This is a genomic window from Pseudomonas lijiangensis, from assembly GCF_018968705.1.
In the GTDB taxonomy this organism is placed as follows: domain Bacteria; phylum Pseudomonadota; class Gammaproteobacteria; order Pseudomonadales; family Pseudomonadaceae; genus Aquipseudomonas; species Aquipseudomonas lijiangensis.
This window is the reverse complement of sequence record NZ_CP076668.1, coordinates 4,474,513-4,490,241: the sequence shown is the minus strand read 5'-3', so window position 1 is coordinate 4,490,241 and position 15,729 is coordinate 4,474,513. Positions and strand designations below refer to the sequence as shown.

Genomic DNA, 15,729 nt, shown 5'->3' with positions numbered 1-15,729 from the left:
CACAAGCTGTCGCGCCCCTGTAAATTTGCTGGTTTGAACGGTAGAATCAGCGGTTTTCCGTACAACCCGGTGGAGTGATGGCATGGCGGACGTAAACAAGGTAGTTCTCGCGTATTCCGGTGGCCTGGATACTTCGGTCATTCTGAAGTGGCTGCAAGATACGTATAACTGCGAAGTGGTGACCTTTACCGCTGACCTGGGTCAGGGTGAAGAGGTCGAGCCGGCACGTGCCAAGGCTCAGGCCATGGGCGTGAAAGAAATCTACATCGACGATCTGCGTGAAGAATTCGTACGTGATTTCGTGTTCCCGATGTTCCGCGCCAACACCGTCTACGAAGGCGAGTACCTGCTGGGTACTTCCATCGCTCGTCCGCTGATCGCCAAACGCCTGATCGAAATCGCCAACGAAACCGGCGCTGACGCCATTTCTCACGGTGCTACCGGCAAAGGTAACGACCAGGTTCGTTTCGAGCTGGGCGCCTACGCCCTCAAGCCAGGCGTCAAAGTGATTGCCCCGTGGCGTGAATGGGACCTGCTGTCCCGTGAGAAGCTGATGGATTATGCCGAGAAGCATGCAATCCCGATCGAGCGCCACGGCAAGAAAAAATCCCCGTACTCGATGGATGCCAACCTGCTGCACATCTCCTATGAAGGCGGCGTGCTGGAAGACACCTGGACCGAGCACGAAGAAGACATGTGGCGCTGGACCAAGTCTCCTGAAGACGCGCCAAACGTGCCGACCTACCTTGAGCTGACCTATCGCAATGGCGATATCGTTGCTCTTGATGGCGTCGAAATGTCGCCTGCCACCGTACTGGCCACCTTGAACCGCATCGGCGGCGAGAACGGCATCGGTCGTCTGGACATCGTTGAAAACCGTTATGTGGGCATGAAGTCCCGTGGCTGCTACGAGACGCCTGGCGGCACCATCATGCTGCGCGCTCACCGCGCCATCGAGTCGATCACCCTGGATCGCGAAGTCGCTCACCTCAAGGATGAGCTGATGGCCAAGTACGCCAGCCTGATCTACACCGGCTACTGGTGGAGCCCTGAGCGTCTGATGCTGCAACAGATGATCGATGCGTCCCAGGTTCATGTGAACGGTGTCGTGCGCCTGAAGCTGTACAAGGGCAATGTGATCGTTACCGGCCGCAAGTCCGACGAGTCGCTGTTCGACGCCAACATTGCCACCTTCGAAGAAGATGGCGGTGCGTACAACCAGGCGGACGCTGCCGGCTTCATCAAGCTCAACGCCTTGCGCATGCGCATCGCTGCGAACAAGGGCCGCAAGTTCTTCTGAACCCGGTCTGATGTCTGAAATGCAGCCCCTCGGGGCTGCATTTTTGTTTGCAGTGCGCAATGCACTGTCACGCTTTCCGACCCCCCCATTCCTGCGTATCGATATTTCCCGCACGAGCTTTTGAGGCCGGTGCAGAGGGCGTTTGCGTGTGCATCTGAAAGGACGCTGAATGGGGAGGGGCGTTGCGGGTCTTGCCGGAACGCTGTCGTGAAGGGCTTTGCGGGGCAGGTGAGCGGTATCGACACGAAGTCCAGTCGATACCGCGTCGGTTATCTGTTTGGATTAAGCGTATTCAGGGGGTATCACTGTCCCTCTTCTGTTTGAACTCGAAACGGTAGGCTTTGCCGATATTCCAGACTTGTCGCACACTCAGATCAAGTATCTGTGCAATCTCCGGTGCGGTGTAACCGAGACTGGAATAATGCATGGCATGACCGGCCACCACATCATCAATATCAGTTGTGTCATAGTGGGGTTCTTTATTGATCTCTCTTATTGGGCGACTGAATTTTATCTTTACATCATTTTCCAGTGCCAGTTGGCGAATTTCTTTTTTGTTCATCCTCAATGAGTATTGCAAGGCGGAAACTCCGGCACCTTTGGCAACCAGACTTCTGAGTAATTCCAGTTTGGAACTCTTTTCAAGTTCGGCGTCCAGCGGTGTAGTATCTTCCGCCACCGAAAGCACGGTGGATTCTGCTGTTTCACCATCAGGTATCACGGCAATCACACCTCCTTGCGCAACAAACTGTTCGACCGCCGCAGTCAGATCAAGGGGGGTTATATTTTTTGAGGATGAGTGAGAAGTTTTGTTGTTCATGGTATATCCCTTTTTGAACATGGTTATACGCATGGCCAATTCAAAAGAATTGTCAGGCCCGCTTCGGGCTTGTCAAAGGGAGGGTGTTCCTGATCGGCCATGTTCATGTTGCCCGAATCCTTTCGACTCTCTTGATAAGCCGAGTCCATATAAAGCAATGTTATTCATAACGTCATTAAAATGACGTCGGTTGTTGGGTCGCTCCAATCTAACTGCACATAATTGTTGGCAGAAAGTAATGAGTTCGTTGTTAAAAAAGTAACGACTGGTAATAGAATTTGCAAGTGAAAAAACGGTGCGTTACATGAATTGACTTAGTGGGTTTGAAGTGGTCTTACATGTCGCCATCTACCGTCTGCTAGTTGTGTAGTACGTTTCCTCTTTGCGGTGGCGGGGATGGAAGCGGAATGAAATATAGTATTAGCTACTTGTCGAATGAGCCATTCGCAGAAATGAAGTGTGCAAGGCGCCCTGGAGAAAGGCATGAAACTCGGCTGTGGGGAGTATTTATGTATCACTTTTAACGTGGTGATAGCGTAAAGTCAGTATCTTGAATACTTCTCGCGGAATATCGGGTGTTTGGAAGTCTTGGGGCGCATCCATGTAGGAATATTCCGAGTCTTTCGTGGTTTTGGTCTTTTCACCGGGGGGTGTATAAGAAAGGTGTATTTATGTGTGTATTTTTTAAACGTTATGCTGGTATATAACTTTCAAGAGAGAACTCCTGAATTCACTCATTATGGCTCTTGTCTTCTGACGCGTACCCGGTCAGGCCAGCAGGTCTTGAGGAAAGGCGGTGCCATTGATACCCCCTGATCGTGAAGCCTGATGTCATTGAGCCCGTATTCGAGAAAGTATCTGCCAGCAGTGTTCGTATCCTTGTTCTTTTCGCTTCAGGTATGAAGTAGTGGCAAGGAGCTATGGTCATGGCATCTGACTGGATAATTACAATTATCAAGGCGGCGTAACCATGGAGGCGATTCGATGTTCATCGGCGATTGTCCGTTTGGACTTCAGAGGCAAAGGACTAATGCTTGACGTTATGGCAATAATTGTTTTACCTGAGTTGCGATGCTCTATCTCAGCACTCCAGACGGTAATAATTTCGGCGAATTCCGAAGGGGAGGCTCTATGAAAAATATAAAAAATAGTTCGTTAATAGCGAAATTTGTAGGAATTTTCTGTTGTATATGTGGGAACGGTCTTTGGCTGTTAGTCCTCGAGGGTGAGCGTCATGCAAAGCACTAAACGACTAAGCTATTGTGCTGACTCTGAAAATTCGAATAGCGAAAATTGGACTGCCCATGAATAAAGTGCTGATCGTGGATGATCATCCTGTCATTCGCCTTGCTGTACGCATGCTGATGGAGCGCCATGGCTATGAGGTCATTGCGGAGACGGACAATGGAGTGGATGCGTTGCAACTGGCTCGTGAACATCTGCCGGATATCGTCATTCTGGATATAGGGATTCCCAAGCTCGATGGCCTGGAAGTCATTGCTCGTCTGTCTGCCATGACCTTGCCATTCAAGGTGCTGATTCTGACGTCGCAGGCACCTGGCCATTTTTCAATGCGCTGCATGCAGGCGGGAGCGGCGGGTTATGTCTGCAAGCAACAGGACCTGACCGAATTGCTGAGCGCCATCAAGGCGGTGTTGTCAGGGTATAGCTACTTCCCCAACCAGGCCTTGCATACCGTTCGTTCGAGCATGGGGAATGCCAGTGAGGCCGATATGGTCGACCGCCTCTCTGGACGCGAGATGATGGTGCTGCAACAACTGGCCAGGGGGAAAACCAACAAGGAAATTGCCGATGGCATGTTCCTGAGCAATAAAACCGTCAGTACCTACAAGACGCGTCTGCTGCTCAAGCTCAATGCACACTCACTGGTCGATCTCATCGAGCTCGCCCAGCGTAACGGGCTGGTCTGACAGTCATGCCGGGAAAGCATCCTGCAGGCCTGTGCAGTATCGATCAGGCAAGCCGATGTGAAAGCCTCTCCCGATGAGAGGCTTTGAGATCAGGTTTTACAAGGGGGCGCCTAAAGGTCGAAGTCGTAATCGGCCAGTTGTTTCTGCAAGCGCCGTTCTTCAAGCATGTTATCGATGGTGCGTCGCTTGCTCAGGTTGGTCTTGGCAGGCTCGACCGGTGGTTGCTCGCTTTCGTCCGAATCGACAGCGATGAAATCGTCTTCTACATCCAATTGCTCTTTGCCGGTACTCATGAAAGTGACTCCAGGCTTTGGCTGTCGTTGGCGCACCTTATATCGATAATCCCGATGCCGGTAAAAAAGATTTTTTCAATCGATTGAGCTCTGGCCTTTCTATCGCTCAATCGTCCGAGGTCTTTTCCTTGTAATCGCACAGATCCTCGATCCGGCAACTGCCGCAGCGTGGCTTGCGCGCCTGGCATACATAACGCCCATGCAGGATCAGCCAGTGGTGGGCATCGAGCAGGTAGTTTTTGGGGACAAACTTCATGAGTTGCTTTTCCACTTCAGCCACGTTCTTGCCCGGCGCGATGCCGGTGCGATTGCTGACGCGGAAAATATGCGTGTCGACCGCCATGGCTACCTGACGAAAAGCCGTGTTGAGCACGACATTGGCGGTTTTGCGGCCCACGCCCGGCAATGCTTCCAGAGCTTCACGGGTTTCTGGTACTTCGCCGTTGTGCCGTTCCATCAGCAGCCGGCAGGTTTCAATGACGTTTTTGGCCTTGCTGTTATAGAGCCCGATGGTTTTGATGTACTCGGACAGCCCTTCGACACCCAGTTCATAGATGGCTTGTGGCGTATTGGCGACCGGATACAGTTTTGCCGTGGCCTTGTTGACGCTGACATCGGTCGCCTGGGCTGACAGGATCACCGATATCAACAACTCGAACGGTGTGGTGTAAGCCAGCTCGGTTTTGGGATCGGGATTGTCTTCGTGGAGCCTGCGGAAGATTTCCAGACGTTTTGCGGCATTCATGAAAAGGGTATTTCCTTGGAAGGTGTCGGCCTGGTCAAGGCGTTGTATGCGGCAAGCAGAAGGCCCAGAAGAATAAAGCCACCGGGTGCCAGAACTGTCATGTGCAAGGCTGGAGCCGGGAGGCTAATGTGCCACTGGATTGCAGAATTGCCAAACAGCCAGTGGGCATTGCTCAGGATCGTCCCGTTGCCCAGCAGTTCGCGCACGAACCCCAGGGTGAGCATCAGGGAGGCGTATCCGCCCAGCGAGTACCTGCCGAGCTGTACGGTCTGGATCTGCATGCAATGAAGGGCCATCAAGGGCAGATAGATTCCCAAGGCCTGATGCAGGTCGGGGGTCTGAAGTTGTAAGCCTGTTTCTGCGCAGGTGACCAGCGTGGCAGCAATCAGGGCGCTGGCAAGGCACTTCTGGCTGGCATCCAGCCATGGCGCAAGTGTCTGTAACAAGACTCTGTGCAAGGTCGCGATCACGGCGAAGATCAGCAGGAAAGCCAGCGCCTTGATCAGCGAGTCTGTGACGCCAATCAGCGGCACGAGCAGAATCAGGTAGGGCATGGGCCGTTTCATGGTTGCGTCCCCACAAGCACGGCCTTGTGCTCGTCGAAGTAGCGCAAGGTGTTCTGGATGGCTCCGACAACCGCTCTGGACGTGATGGTTGCTCCGGCGATCTGGTCGAAGGTCCCGTCGTTCAGCGATTTGCCCGAGAGCCCCTGCAACCACTGAGGCTCGGTCACGATGCGGGCCCCCATGCCTGGTGTCTCATGCTGTTCAAGCACTTTGCTCCCCAGCAACCTGCCCTCAACCGATACGCCCACCAGCAACTCCACGGGGCCGGCATAACCTTGGTCCTGGCTATGAAAGATCACAGCGCAAGGCTTGCCCTCTCGGCTGGCGAGAAAGGCAGCGTGCACCGAGGAGTCGCCAACGGGCAACGCCAAGGGATGACGCAATGGCTGATTGTCGTAGCTGCCGACCGGCAGAACACTCGACCACTCCTGGTCGCGGACTTCTTCCCGTGCCGTCTGAATGCGCGGTTCTGCAGCCTGCTGAAGCGCGATGCTGACACCGAGCCCCAGCCCGGTGATGGCGACAATAACGACCATACCAAGGAGCTTCATGATGTCGCTTCCGTTGATGAGCGCCTGGCCAGTCGTTCCAGTGCCGGTACAGCCAGATTCATCAGCAGCACCGCGAAAGCCACACCATCCGGATAGCCGCCCCAGGTGCGTATCACGTAAGTCATCAACCCGATGCCGACCCCGAACAGCAGGCGTGCTCTTGGGCTGGAGGGGCCGGATATCGGCTCGGTGGCGATGAAGAAGGCACCCAGCATCGTGGCGCCGGTCAGCATGTGAAAGATGGGGGAGCCATTGGAGTCCGACCCCGAGCCGTTCCAGCACAAGAGGCTGATCACGAACAGGCTGGCGAGCATCCCCAGCGGTGCATGCCACCTGATTATCCGCTTTTGCAGCAGTAACGCACCGCCTGCAAAAAAGGCAAGGTTCACCCACTCAATGCCGCGACCGCCCATGCTTCCAAACGCGGGGTGAGTGGCGAACAGCTCGTCGATGGTCAGGTGGGTGTTGATGCGCAGCACATCCAGAGCCGTGGCCTGGGACCATGCATCCGGTTGCGGAGCTGTGCTGAAACCGAAGATCTGTTGCAGGCCGCCCAGCAGGTTCAGGCCATGACTGGCAGGCCAGTGGTTCATCTGCGGCGTAAAGCACACCAGCACAAAGGCATAACCGAGCATGGCCGGGTTGAACGGGTTCTTGCCGACGCCGCCATACAGGTGCTTGCCAAAAACCATTGCGAAGCCGCTGGCCAGGACTGTCAGCCACCAGGGCGAGTAAGGTGGCAAGGCGAGGGCGAGCAGGGTGGCGCTGACCAGTGCGCTGCCGTCCATCAAACCTGGCCGCGCAGATTGCCCGCGTAATCGAAGGCAGGCGAACTCTACGAGCAGCGCCGTGCTGGCGGCCAGCAGCCAGGTGATCAATACTCCCCAGCCATATAACCACAGAAGCGTCAGCGCGCCGGGCACCACGGCCAACAGAACTGTGCCCATGGTTTTTTGCAGGTGCTCAGGCGTTTGCATCGGCCAGTGCCGCTTCGGCTGCGCTCAATGCCATTTCAGCGTTTTGCAGTTCTGCGCCGAGGGCTGCGAGCTGTTCTGGGGGCGCGTCTGCCGCTTCGGCTTTCTTTAGCGCGGAGCGAGCCATGGCCAGCTGGATCTTGGCGCGTTTTACCCCGCTGTTGTCGACCTTGGCCACGGGCTGCCGAGGTTGCCCGGCTGCTGCAGCAAGCAGTTTTTCCAGCGCCTGTTCGGCGTCCTCGAACTCCCGTTGCAGCTCCACCAGCCGTGCAGCCTGCTCTGCGATTGGCGGATGGCCGAAAGCCTTGAGGGATTTGTTCAGTTGCGCACGGCTCATGGCCAGGGTGATGCGGGCTTTTTTCAGCGCTTCGTCTTCCACGGCGGGCTTGTCGGCGCGGCTGCGCTCGATGACCGGGGTGCTGACCGGTAACGGCTTTTGCGCCCGAGCCTGACGCTCTGCCAGGCGCTGCTCCTGTTCGCGATGCAACCTTGCATTGCGCGCCTCGAAGCGATAGCGGGCATGGTTGCGCTTCTGGGCGCGGGCCTCAAGTTGCTCGGTGCCCGACGCAAGGCCGCCGACAATGGGCGTAACGCTTGCCAGGGGCAATGGATGCATCTCGATACAGTCCACCGGGCAGGGCGCTACGCACAGGTCGCAGCCCGTGCATTCGTCGATGATGACTGTATGCATCTGTTTCGCGGCGCCGACAATGGCATCCACCGGACAGGCCTGGATGCACTTGGTGCAGCCGATGCATTCCGCCTCACGAATGAACGCGACCTGCGCAGGTGCCGAGCCGCGTTCGGTATCCAGCGGCAAAGCGGGGATCCGCAGCAACTGCGAGAGTTGCGCAATGGTTTCCTCGCCGCCGGGCGGGCACTTGTTGATGGCCTCGCCACTGGCAATGCCTTCGGCGTAAGGCTTGCAACCGGGATGGCCACATTTGCCGCATTGGGTCTGTGGCAGCAGGGCGTCGATGCGTTGTATCAGGTTCATGCCTTGACCAGCCCGTTGAAGCCCATAAAGGCGAGTCCCATGAGGCCCACGCTGATCAACTGGATCGGCAGCCCGCGAAACGGTTGTGGAATATCGGCCGAGCGTATCCGTTGTCCAAGATCATCCAGCAGGCTCAATACCAGCCAGAAACCCAGACCGGCACCCAGAGCCAGTGCCAGCAGATGCCCAAGGCCCTGATCAGGTTCGATACCGAGCAGCACAACGCCAGCCAGGCCCGCATTAGCCAGCAGCAGAGGCCGCAAGCCGTCGAAGTCCAGCCGTGGAAACAGCCTCTTGAGCACCGTCAGGCCGGGATTCAGTAAGGACACAATCACCGGCAGAATCACGAACAGCCTCAGGTAACCCAGGTTCAAAGGCTTCAATGCGTAATGCAGGATCAGATAACTGACAAAGCTGCTCGCCAGCATCAAGCAGCAGGTAGCGATACCCAGTGCATGCAGGCGATGCCGTGGCAGCGTGTGCGCTCCCCTCAGGGAATCGGCGCCCAGCGGTTGCTGCAACACGAAGTTGTTGATCAGGGCAGCGCTCAGGAGTGTGTAGATGAAATCGGTCATGATCTTGCCGGGTGGCGAACAGGCTGATGAGCCTTTTAAAAGTAGACATTATCCGGCAAGAAGGTGGCGGACATACAAAGGCCCGATAGCCGCACGCATGTGGCTATCGGGCCTTGGTTCACATCACTTGATGCGCTGGCCTGGCTTGGCGCCGCTGTCGGGGCTCAGCAGGTAGATTTCTTCGCCACCAGGGCCTGCCGCCATCACCATGCCTTCGGAAATGCCGAAACGCATTTTCCGTGGCTTGAGGTTGGCGATCATCATGGTCAGGCGACCTTCCAGTTTGCTCGGGTCCGGGTAAGCGCTCTTGATGCCCGAGAACACGTTGCGCTGTTCGTCGCCGATATCCAGAGTCAGACGCAGCAGCTTGTCGGCGCCTTCCACGTGCTCGGCCTTGAGGATCAGTGCAACCCGCAGGTCGACCGCGGCGAAGGTATCGAAATCGATTTCCGCCGACAGCGGATCCTTGGTCAGTTCACCGTTGCCTGTTGGTGCAGCATCGGTAGAGCTGGCGGCCAGGTCTTCCTTGGAGGCTGCAGTCATGGCTTCCACCTTGGCCGGGTCGATACGGGTCATCAGGGCCGAGAACGGATTGAGCTGGTGGTTGGCCAGCAGCGTCTTGTGATCGTCCCAGGTCAGCGGTGCGACGTTGAGGAATTTCTCGGCGTCGGCTGCCAGCAGAGGCAGAACCGGCTTGAGCAGAATCACCAGTTGGCGGAATAGGTTGATACCCAGGGCGCATACGGCCTGGACTTCATCCTGCTTGCCTTCCTGTTTGGCCAGGGACCACGGAGCCTTGTCGGCGATGTAGGCGTTGGCACGGTCGGCCAGGGCCATGGTTTCACGCATGGCGCGGGCGAAGTCGCGAGCCTCGTAGGCTTCGGCGATGCCCGGCGCAGCCGCCAGGAACGCGTCGGTCAGTTCCGGTGCGGCATTGGTCTCGACCAGAACGCCGCCGTTGCCCTTGTGAATGAAGCCTGCGCAACGGCTGGCGATATTCACCACCTTGCCGATCAGGTCGGAGTTGACCTTCTGCACGAAGTCTTCGAGGTTCAGGTCCAGGTCATCGACGCCACGGCCCAGCTTCGCCGCGTAGTAGTAACGCAGGTACTCGGGCGACAGGTGTTCAAGGTAGGTGCGCGCCTTGATGAAGGTGCCACGCGACTTGGACATCTTCTGCCCGTTCACGGTCAGGTAGCCGTGGACATTGATACCGGTCGGCTTGCGCAGGCCGGCGCCTTCGAGCATGGCTGGCCAGAACAGGGCGTGGAAGTTGACGATGTCTTTGCCGATGAAGTGGTACAGCTCGGTGGTGGAGTCCTTGGCCCAGTAGGCATCGAAGTCCAGTTCCGGGCGACGTGCGCACAGGTTCTTGAAGCTGGCGATGTAGCCGATAGGCGCATCCAGCCAGACATAGAAGTATTTGCCCGGCTCGTCAGGGATCTCGAAACCGAAATACGGCGCGTCACGGGAGATGTCCCACTGTTGCAGGCCGCTGTCGAGCCATTCGGCGATCTTGTTGGCGACGGCGTCCTGCAGGGTGCCGCTGCGGGTCCAGCTCTTGAGCATGTCCTCGAAGGCTGGCAGGTCGAAGAAGAAGTGCTTGGAATCCTTCAGCACAGGCGTTGCGCCGGAAATCGCCGATTTCGGGTCTTTCAGGTCGGTCGGCGCGTAGGTTGCACCGCATTTTTCGCAGTTGTCGCCGTACTGATCCTCGGTACCGCATTTCGGACAGGTGCCCTTGATAAAGCGGTCGGCCAGGAACATTTTCTTTTCCGGGTCGAAATACTGAGTGATCGAGCGCGTGGCAATGTGCCCGGCATCTCGCAGGCGGGTGTAGATCATGCTCGACAGCTCACGGTTTTCTTCGGCGTGCGTCGAGTGGAAGTTGTCGAAGTCCACCAGGAAGTCGGCAAAGTCGGCGCTGTGTTCGGCCTTGACGTTGTCGATCAGTTGTTCCGGTGTGATGCCTTCCTTTTCTGCGCGCAGCATGATGGCCGAGCCATGGGCGTCGTCAGCGCAGACGTAAGTGCACTGGTTGCCGCGATGCTTCTGGAAACGCACCCACATGTCGGTCTGGATGTACTCGAGCATGTGGCCAAGGTGAATGGAACCATTGGCATAGGGCAGGGCGCTGGTAACGAGAATCTTGCGTGGCTCGGACATGGGGCTCGGCTACTTGTACTGGAACGGAGGTCGGCCACTATAAAGGGCTGAGCGATTTTTTTCACCTTGCAACGGGCCCTCGCAGTGAAACCATGTCGGCCTTCCACATAACGGGTAGGATAGCCGCCTGTTTTAGTCAGTCTCTTTTCGGAGTAAGCCCATGAGCGCAGTCAATCGCGCAGCGGTGGAGACGATTCTTCGCCAGTACACCGACCCTTACATGAACCAGGACCCGGTCAGTGCCGGTTGCGTTCGATCCATTGATATTCAGGACGCACAAGTCAGCGTGCAGCTTGAGCTGGGTTATGCCGCCGAACTGTTCCGCAAGGGGTGGGCTCAGGTGCTGCAGACGGCAATCGAAGGTCTCGATGGCGTCGCTTCGGCCAAGGTCGATATCCGTACGGTCATCCATCCTCACAAGGCTCAGTCGCAGGTTCCTGGGCTGGCCAATGTGAAGAACATCGTTGCCGTGGCTTCGGGCAAGGGCGGGGTCGGAAAATCCACCACCGCTGCCAACCTGGCGCTGGCCCTGTCCCGCGAAGGGGCGCGAGTCGGCATTCTGGATGCGGATATCTATGGCCCGAGCCAGGGCGTGATGTTCGGTATTCCCGAAGGCACCCGGCCGCGCATCAAGGACCAGAAATGGTTCGTGCCTATCGAGGCCCATGGTGTCGAAGTCATGTCCATGGCTTTCCTGACCGATGACAACACGCCGATGGTCTGGCGCGGCCCGATGGTGTCCGGTGCCTTGCTGCAACTGGTCACCCAGACGGCCTGGAATGATCTGGATTATCTGGTCATCGACATGCCGCCCGGCACTGGCGACATCCAGCTGACCCTGGCGCAGAAAGTGCCGGTTGCCGGCTCCGTGATTGTCACCACACCTCAGGACCTGGCTTTGCTGGATGCGAAGAAAGGCGTCGAGATGTTCCGCAAGGTCAATATTCCGGTATTGGGCGTCGTGGAAAACATGGCGGTGCATATCTGCTCGAACTGCGGACATGCCGAGCATCTGTTCGGTGAGGGGGGCGGTGAAAAGCTGGCTTCGCAATATGACGTCGAACTGCTGGCCTCTCTGCCATTGTCGATGCTGATCCGCGAACAGGCCGATGGCGGCAAACCGACGGCGATTGCCGAACCGGAAAGCCAGATTGCGATGGTGTATCAGGAACTGGCGCGGCATGTGGGCGCCCGGATCGTGTTGCAGGAAGCTGCAAGCCCGGCGATGCCGACCATTTCGGTCAGCGATGATTGAGCCGGGGCAGCGGTAAGCTTTGAGCTGCAAGCTTCAAGTCAAAAGCTTGTAGCTTGTAGCTTGTAGCTTGTAGCTTGTAGCTTGTAGCTTGTAGCTTGTAGCTTGTAGCTTGTAGCTTGTAGCCACAAACCACGCGCGCACAAAAAACCCCGCTTTTGAGGGCGGGGTTTTTAAGCGAATCAGTACAAGTTAGATAACTTGAACTTCTTCAGCTTGCATGCCTTTCTGACCGCGGGTAGCGATGAAAGAAACCTGTTGGCCTTCTTTCAGGCTTTTGAAGCCGTCGGATTGGATAGCTTTGAAGTGTACGAACAGGTCGTCACCGGATTGTGGAGTGATGAAGCCGAAGCCTTTTTCATCGTTGAACCACTTAACGGTACCGGTTTGGCGATTGGACATATTATATCTCCTTGTACAAAGTTAACTGCGGCTCAGGAAAAGCCCTGGCCGAGACTGAGTGCAAAGAGCTGGAAAATTCGGACATGGTTGGATCGAAATTCAACATCGTGTAGAGATTCTCAGTGACACAAGCAACACAGTGACCACACCTTAACCCTTTTTACGGGACGTGCCAATGGTCTTATGAGGATTATTTCCATTCACGACCGGTACAGGTACGGGAGCCGTAAACTCTGGATCTGTTGGCTTTGAACAGGACGCCTCGGCCCGGTAAGATGCGGACATCTTTTTCACCTCGCTATTCAGGACATCGCCATGAGCATCAAATCGGACAAGTGGATTCGCCGCATGGCGCAAGAGCAGGGCATGATCGAGCCCTTCGTCGAACGCCAGATGCGTGGCGAAGGTCCCGACCGTCTGATTTCCTTCGGCGTCTCCAGCTACGGTTACGACGTACGCTGTGCAGATGAGTTCAAGGTCTTCACCAATATCAATTCGGCGACCGTCGATCCGAAAAACTTCGATGAAAAAAGCTTCGTCGATATCAAGAGCGACGTGTGCATCATCCCGCCCAACTCCTTTGCGCTGGCCCGCACCGTTGAGTATTTCCGCATCCCGCGCAATGTCCTGACCATCTGCCTTGGCAAGAGCACCTATGCGCGCTGCGGCATCATCGTGAACGTCACGCCGCTGGAGCCGGAATGGGAAGGTCATGTGACCCTGGAGTTCTCCAACACCACCACGCTGCCGGCCAAGATCTACGCCAACGAAGGCGTGGCGCAAATGCTGTTCCTGGAGTCCGATGAGGAATGTGAAGTGTCCTATAAGGATCGCGGTGGCAAGTATCAGGGCCAGCGTGGCGTGACCCTGCCACGCACCTGATTTTTGGGGTGCGGCATTCGGGCAATTGAATTTCTGCCTGCTTATGCACTCTATTTCCTGACATGACCCCCCTCATACATAGCGTGTGTGGGGGAAGATGATCGGGAGTGCCCTATGACAGATTTCAAACCCTCTGGCCAGGAAAGGCTTCCTCAGCTCAACGAGATCGGGCTGCTCGCCTGGTCACTGATGGCTGATTCTCAATTCAATATGGTGGGTGGCGGTATTCCGGGCGATCCGGGGCCGGACACACCGTTTCCTCCTCAGCCACCTGAGCCAGGTGAGCCGACGCTACCAGACGAGCCTCCGCCTGTTCCTGTCGCCTGAATGTCTTCTGGTGGAACAGCGCCAGTGTGCTCTGGCGCTTTTCCCCTTACTTCAGGTTCCCGCTCAGGAACTGCTGCAGGCGTTCGCTCTTGGGGTTGTTGAGGACTTCGTCCGGATGACCTGATTCTTCGATCTGCCCCTTGTGCAGGAACACCACTTGCGTGGCGACCTTGCGGGCGAAGCCCATTTCATGGGTGACCAGAATCATGGTCCGGCCTTCCTCGGCAAGACCCTGAATGACCTTGAGCACTTCACCGACCAGTTCCGGGTCGAGTGCAGACGTGGGCTCGTCGAACAGCATGATCTCCGGCTCCATCGCCAGGGCGCGGGCAATGGCCACGCGCTGCTGCTGGCCGCCTGACAGAAAGGCCGGGTACTGATCGGCGACACGCTCGGGCAGGCCGACCTTTTCCAGGTACTTGCGGGCGCGTTGTTCGGCTTCGGCCTTGGGTACGCCCAGCACCCGGCGCGGTGCCATGGTGATGTTCTCCAGCACGGTCATGTGCGCCCACAGGTTGAAATGCTGGAACACCATGGCCAGCCGTGTGCGGATGCGTTGCAGCTCGTCGGCGTCGGCGACTCGCATGCCGTCCTTGTCGCTGACCATGCGGATCTGCTGGCCATCCAGGCTCATGGCGCCGTCGTTGGGCTGCTCCAGAAAGTTGATGCAGCGCAGGAAGGTGCTCTTGCCCGAACCGCTGGCGCCTATCAGGCAGATCACATCACCGCTTTGAGCCTTGAGCGAGACGCCTTTGAGTACCTCGTTGTCGCCATAGCTTTTATGCAGGCCATCGATGGTCAGTTTGTACATGTCAGGTCCTCAAGGAGAAAGTAGATAGCCGCTGCGATAGGCCTGAGTGCCAGCGACATGAGCGATGACCATGCCTGCCGTTGCCATGCGTCGTAATGAGCGGGCATACAGCAGACCGGCATTCTGTGCGTGAATGGAAGTGACGGCGTCGCTGATCGGGTCGATGACTTCGGCGATCAGTTGCCCGGCCTCGATGTATTCACCGGGCAGGGCGCAGAACACCAGAAGACCGCCCACCGGGGTAAAAACCGGTTCGACCGCTGCCAGTGGCGTGGCCGGGTAGAGCAGCTCGGGCTGCTCGGGGGCCTGACCTTCGATGGCGCCGAAGTCGATCAGGTAATTGATGATCGCCTGACAGTCGCGGCTGCCCAGAGCGTGATTGACATCACCCTGGCCGCGCAGCTCCAGCGTCACCGAGAAACTGCCCATGGGGATCGGGAAGCGCTCGCCGAAGCGTTGTTGCAATTGCCACCAGACCAGCGTGAAGCACTCATCGAACGATTGCCCGCCCGAATCGGTTGCCAACAGGCTTGCCTGTGCGCCCAGATAGCGCGACAGCGGCTCGACTTTCGGCCAGGCCTCGGGCGTGGTGTAGAGGTGCTCCACCGATTCGAAGTCGCAATGCAGGTCCAGCACCATGTCAGCCTTGCAGGCCAGCTTTTGCAGGGTCAGTCGCAAGGATTGCAACTGCGTCGTGGCGATCTGGGCTTCCAGCGCCAGGCGCAGGTTGTCGCGGATCAGCGTCACGTTGTGCTGCGCGTCCTTGGTGAGCCGGCTTTCGATTTCATCGCCGATCTGTTCGCCAAGGTCGGTGAACCAGCGATTGAAGTTCTGCCCGCTTTCCAGCTCGTAGCGGCCCAGCGGGGTATCCATCAGGATCTGTTCCAGGCCGATGGGGTTGGCAACCGGGACGACAATGATTTCCCCACGCAAGCGCCCGGCATTTTCCAGCTCGCTGAGGCGCTGCTTCAGGTACCAGGCCACCAGCATGCCGGGTAATTCGTCGGCATGCAGTGAGGCCTGAATGTAGATCTTGCAGGTGCCGTCTTGCGGCCCGTAATGAAAGCTGTGGACTTGCCGCGCAGTGCCAGGCACCGGCGACAGCAAGTCGTGGGTCCGATGATCCATGAGTTGTCG

17 protein-coding genes are annotated in these 15,729 nt (G+C 57.1%); 5 read left to right on the top strand and 12 right to left on the bottom strand.

What is annotated here, in order from left to right; translation table 11 throughout:
* Positions 1–82: 82 nt before the first annotated feature.
* A complete protein-coding gene (locus KQP88_RS18765; protein WP_200992757.1) occupies positions 83–1,300 on the top strand; it encodes an argininosuccinate synthase in 1,218 nt (405 codons plus the stop codon).
* A gap of 292 nt (positions 1,301–1,592) precedes the next feature.
* Here the strand turns inward: KQP88_RS18765 and KQP88_RS18760 are convergent, their stop codons facing one another.
* Complete coding sequence (locus tag KQP88_RS18760) at positions 1,593–2,120, bottom strand: hypothetical protein (protein WP_236249856.1); 528 nt, start codon at positions 2,118–2,120, stop codon at positions 1,593–1,595.
* A 1,304-nt stretch (positions 2,121–3,424) separates the two neighbouring features.
* On the opposite strand from KQP88_RS18760, the gene KQP88_RS18755 reads away from it, so the two are divergent.
* Complete coding sequence (locus KQP88_RS18755; RefSeq protein WP_025261490.1) at positions 3,425–4,051, top strand: response regulator transcription factor; 627 nt, start codon at positions 3,425–3,427, stop codon at positions 4,049–4,051.
* A 110-nt stretch (positions 4,052–4,161) separates the two neighbouring features.
* Here the strand turns inward: KQP88_RS18755 and KQP88_RS18750 are convergent, their stop codons facing one another.
* The 8 genes from KQP88_RS18750 to metG all read right to left on the bottom strand — a co-directional run bounded on the left by KQP88_RS18750 (position 4,162) and on the right by metG (position 10,918).
* Positions 4,162–4,344, bottom strand: a complete 183-nt coding sequence (locus KQP88_RS18750; protein ID WP_025261489.1) for a PA3496 family putative envelope integrity protein — start codon at positions 4,342–4,344, stop codon at positions 4,162–4,164.
* A 106-nt stretch (positions 4,345–4,450) separates the two neighbouring features.
* Positions 4,451–5,089: an endonuclease III gene (gene nth, locus KQP88_RS18745; protein WP_200992755.1), complete on the bottom strand. Its 639-nt coding sequence runs from the start codon at positions 5,087–5,089 to the stop codon at positions 4,451–4,453.
* The gene (locus tag KQP88_RS18740; RefSeq protein WP_200992754.1) at positions 5,086–5,655 is read right to left on the bottom strand and encodes an Rnf-Nqr domain containing protein; all 570 of its coding nucleotides are present in this window, start codon (positions 5,653–5,655) and stop codon (positions 5,086–5,088) included. Before KQP88_RS18740 ends, nth begins: the two co-directional genes overlap by 4 nt.
* On the bottom strand, positions 5,652–6,206 hold the full coding sequence (locus KQP88_RS18735; RefSeq protein WP_200992753.1) for an RnfABCDGE type electron transport complex subunit G: 555 nt from the start codon (positions 6,204–6,206) through the stop codon (positions 5,652–5,654). The genes KQP88_RS18740 and KQP88_RS18735 overlap by 4 nt, the downstream gene beginning before the upstream one ends.
* Entirely contained in the window at positions 6,203–7,183 is a 981-nt protein-coding gene (locus KQP88_RS18730; protein ID WP_216703878.1) for an RnfABCDGE type electron transport complex subunit D, read from the bottom strand. The genes KQP88_RS18735 and KQP88_RS18730 overlap by 4 nt, the downstream gene beginning before the upstream one ends.
* A complete protein-coding gene (gene rsxB, locus KQP88_RS18725) occupies positions 7,170–8,177 on the bottom strand; it encodes an electron transport complex subunit RsxB (protein WP_216703877.1) in 1,008 nt (335 codons plus the stop codon). Before rsxB ends, KQP88_RS18730 begins: the two co-directional genes overlap by 14 nt.
* Positions 8,174–8,752, bottom strand: coding sequence for an Rnf-Nqr domain containing protein (locus KQP88_RS18720; RefSeq protein WP_200992750.1), 579 nt, complete (start codon positions 8,750–8,752; stop codon positions 8,174–8,176). The genes rsxB and KQP88_RS18720 overlap by 4 nt, the downstream gene beginning before the upstream one ends.
* Positions 8,753–8,875: 123 nt before the next feature.
* On the bottom strand, positions 8,876–10,918 hold the full coding sequence (gene metG / locus KQP88_RS18715; RefSeq protein WP_200992749.1) for a methionine--tRNA ligase: 2,043 nt from the start codon (positions 10,916–10,918) through the stop codon (positions 8,876–8,878).
* Between the two features lie 160 nt (positions 10,919–11,078).
* On the opposite strand from metG, the gene apbC reads away from it, so the two are divergent.
* Complete coding sequence (apbC, locus tag KQP88_RS18710; protein ID WP_216703876.1) at positions 11,079–12,173, top strand: iron-sulfur cluster carrier protein ApbC; 1,095 nt, start codon at positions 11,079–11,081, stop codon at positions 12,171–12,173.
* Positions 12,174–12,362: 189 nt separating this feature from the next.
* Here the strand turns inward: apbC and KQP88_RS18705 are convergent, their stop codons facing one another.
* A complete protein-coding gene (locus tag KQP88_RS18705; RefSeq protein ID WP_002554837.1) occupies positions 12,363–12,572 on the bottom strand; it encodes a cold-shock protein in 210 nt (69 codons plus the stop codon).
* A gap of 315 nt (positions 12,573–12,887) precedes the next feature.
* Between KQP88_RS18705 and dcd the strand changes: the two genes are divergently transcribed.
* Positions 12,888–13,454 carry a dCTP deaminase gene (dcd, locus tag KQP88_RS18700; protein WP_200992747.1) on the top strand — a complete coding sequence of 189 codons (567 nt, stop codon included), beginning with the start codon at positions 12,888–12,890 and terminating at the stop codon, positions 13,452–13,454.
* A gap of 114 nt (positions 13,455–13,568) precedes the next feature.
* Positions 13,569–13,781, top strand: a complete 213-nt coding sequence (locus tag KQP88_RS18695; protein ID WP_200992746.1) for a hypothetical protein — start codon at positions 13,569–13,571, stop codon at positions 13,779–13,781.
* Between the two features lie 46 nt (positions 13,782–13,827).
* On the opposite strand, the gene KQP88_RS18690 is transcribed toward KQP88_RS18695, so the two are convergent.
* Positions 13,828–14,592 (bottom strand): ABC transporter ATP-binding protein, encoded by a 765-nt coding sequence (locus KQP88_RS18690; RefSeq protein WP_200992745.1) that lies wholly within the window; start codon positions 14,590–14,592, stop codon positions 13,828–13,830.
* Positions 14,593–14,601: 9 nt separating this feature from the next.
* Positions 14,602–15,720, bottom strand: a complete 1,119-nt coding sequence (locus KQP88_RS18685) for a succinylglutamate desuccinylase/aspartoacylase family protein (RefSeq protein WP_216703875.1) — start codon at positions 15,718–15,720, stop codon at positions 14,602–14,604.
* Between the last annotated feature and the right edge of the window lie 9 nt (positions 15,721–15,729).

Coding starts and splice junctions, on each gene's coding strand:
- KQP88_RS18720 (WP_200992750.1), bottom strand. CDS start 8,752: ATGACCGATTTCATCTACACACTCCTGAGCGCTGCCCTGATCAACAAC.
- KQP88_RS18730 (WP_216703878.1), bottom strand. CDS start 7,183: ATGCAAACGCCTGAGCACCTGCAAAAAACCATGGGCACAGTTCTGTTG.
- KQP88_RS18765 (WP_200992757.1), top strand. CDS start 83: ATGGCGGACGTAAACAAGGTAGTTCTCGCGTATTCCGGTGGCCTGGAT.
- KQP88_RS18705 (WP_002554837.1), bottom strand. CDS start 12,572: ATGTCCAATCGCCAAACCGGTACCGTTAAGTGGTTCAACGATGAAAAA.
- metG (WP_200992749.1), bottom strand. CDS start 10,918: ATGTCCGAGCCACGCAAGATTCTCGTTACCAGCGCCCTGCCCTATGCC.
- nth (WP_200992755.1), bottom strand. CDS start 5,089: ATGAATGCCGCAAAACGTCTGGAAATCTTCCGCAGGCTCCACGAAGAC.
- KQP88_RS18755 (WP_025261490.1), top strand. CDS start 3,425: ATGAATAAAGTGCTGATCGTGGATGATCATCCTGTCATTCGCCTTGCT.
- KQP88_RS18695 (WP_200992746.1), top strand. CDS start 13,569: ATGACAGATTTCAAACCCTCTGGCCAGGAAAGGCTTCCTCAGCTCAAC.
- KQP88_RS18760 (WP_236249856.1), bottom strand. CDS start 2,120: ATGAACAACAAAACTTCTCACTCATCCTCAAAAAATATAACCCCCCTT.
- KQP88_RS18740 (WP_200992754.1), bottom strand. CDS start 5,655: ATGAAACGGCCCATGCCCTACCTGATTCTGCTCGTGCCGCTGATTGGC.
- KQP88_RS18750 (WP_025261489.1), bottom strand. CDS start 4,344: ATGAGTACCGGCAAAGAGCAATTGGATGTAGAAGACGATTTCATCGCT.
- KQP88_RS18685 (WP_216703875.1), bottom strand. CDS start 15,720: ATGGATCATCGGACCCACGACTTGCTGTCGCCGGTGCCTGGCACTGCG.
- KQP88_RS18735 (WP_200992753.1), bottom strand. CDS start 6,206: ATGAAGCTCCTTGGTATGGTCGTTATTGTCGCCATCACCGGGCTGGGG.
- KQP88_RS18690 (WP_200992745.1), bottom strand. CDS start 14,592: ATGTACAAACTGACCATCGATGGCCTGCATAAAAGCTATGGCGACAAC.
- apbC (WP_216703876.1), top strand. CDS start 11,079: ATGAGCGCAGTCAATCGCGCAGCGGTGGAGACGATTCTTCGCCAGTAC.
- rsxB (WP_216703877.1), bottom strand. CDS start 8,177: ATGAACCTGATACAACGCATCGACGCCCTGCTGCCACAGACCCAATGC.
- dcd (WP_200992747.1), top strand. CDS start 12,888: ATGAGCATCAAATCGGACAAGTGGATTCGCCGCATGGCGCAAGAGCAG.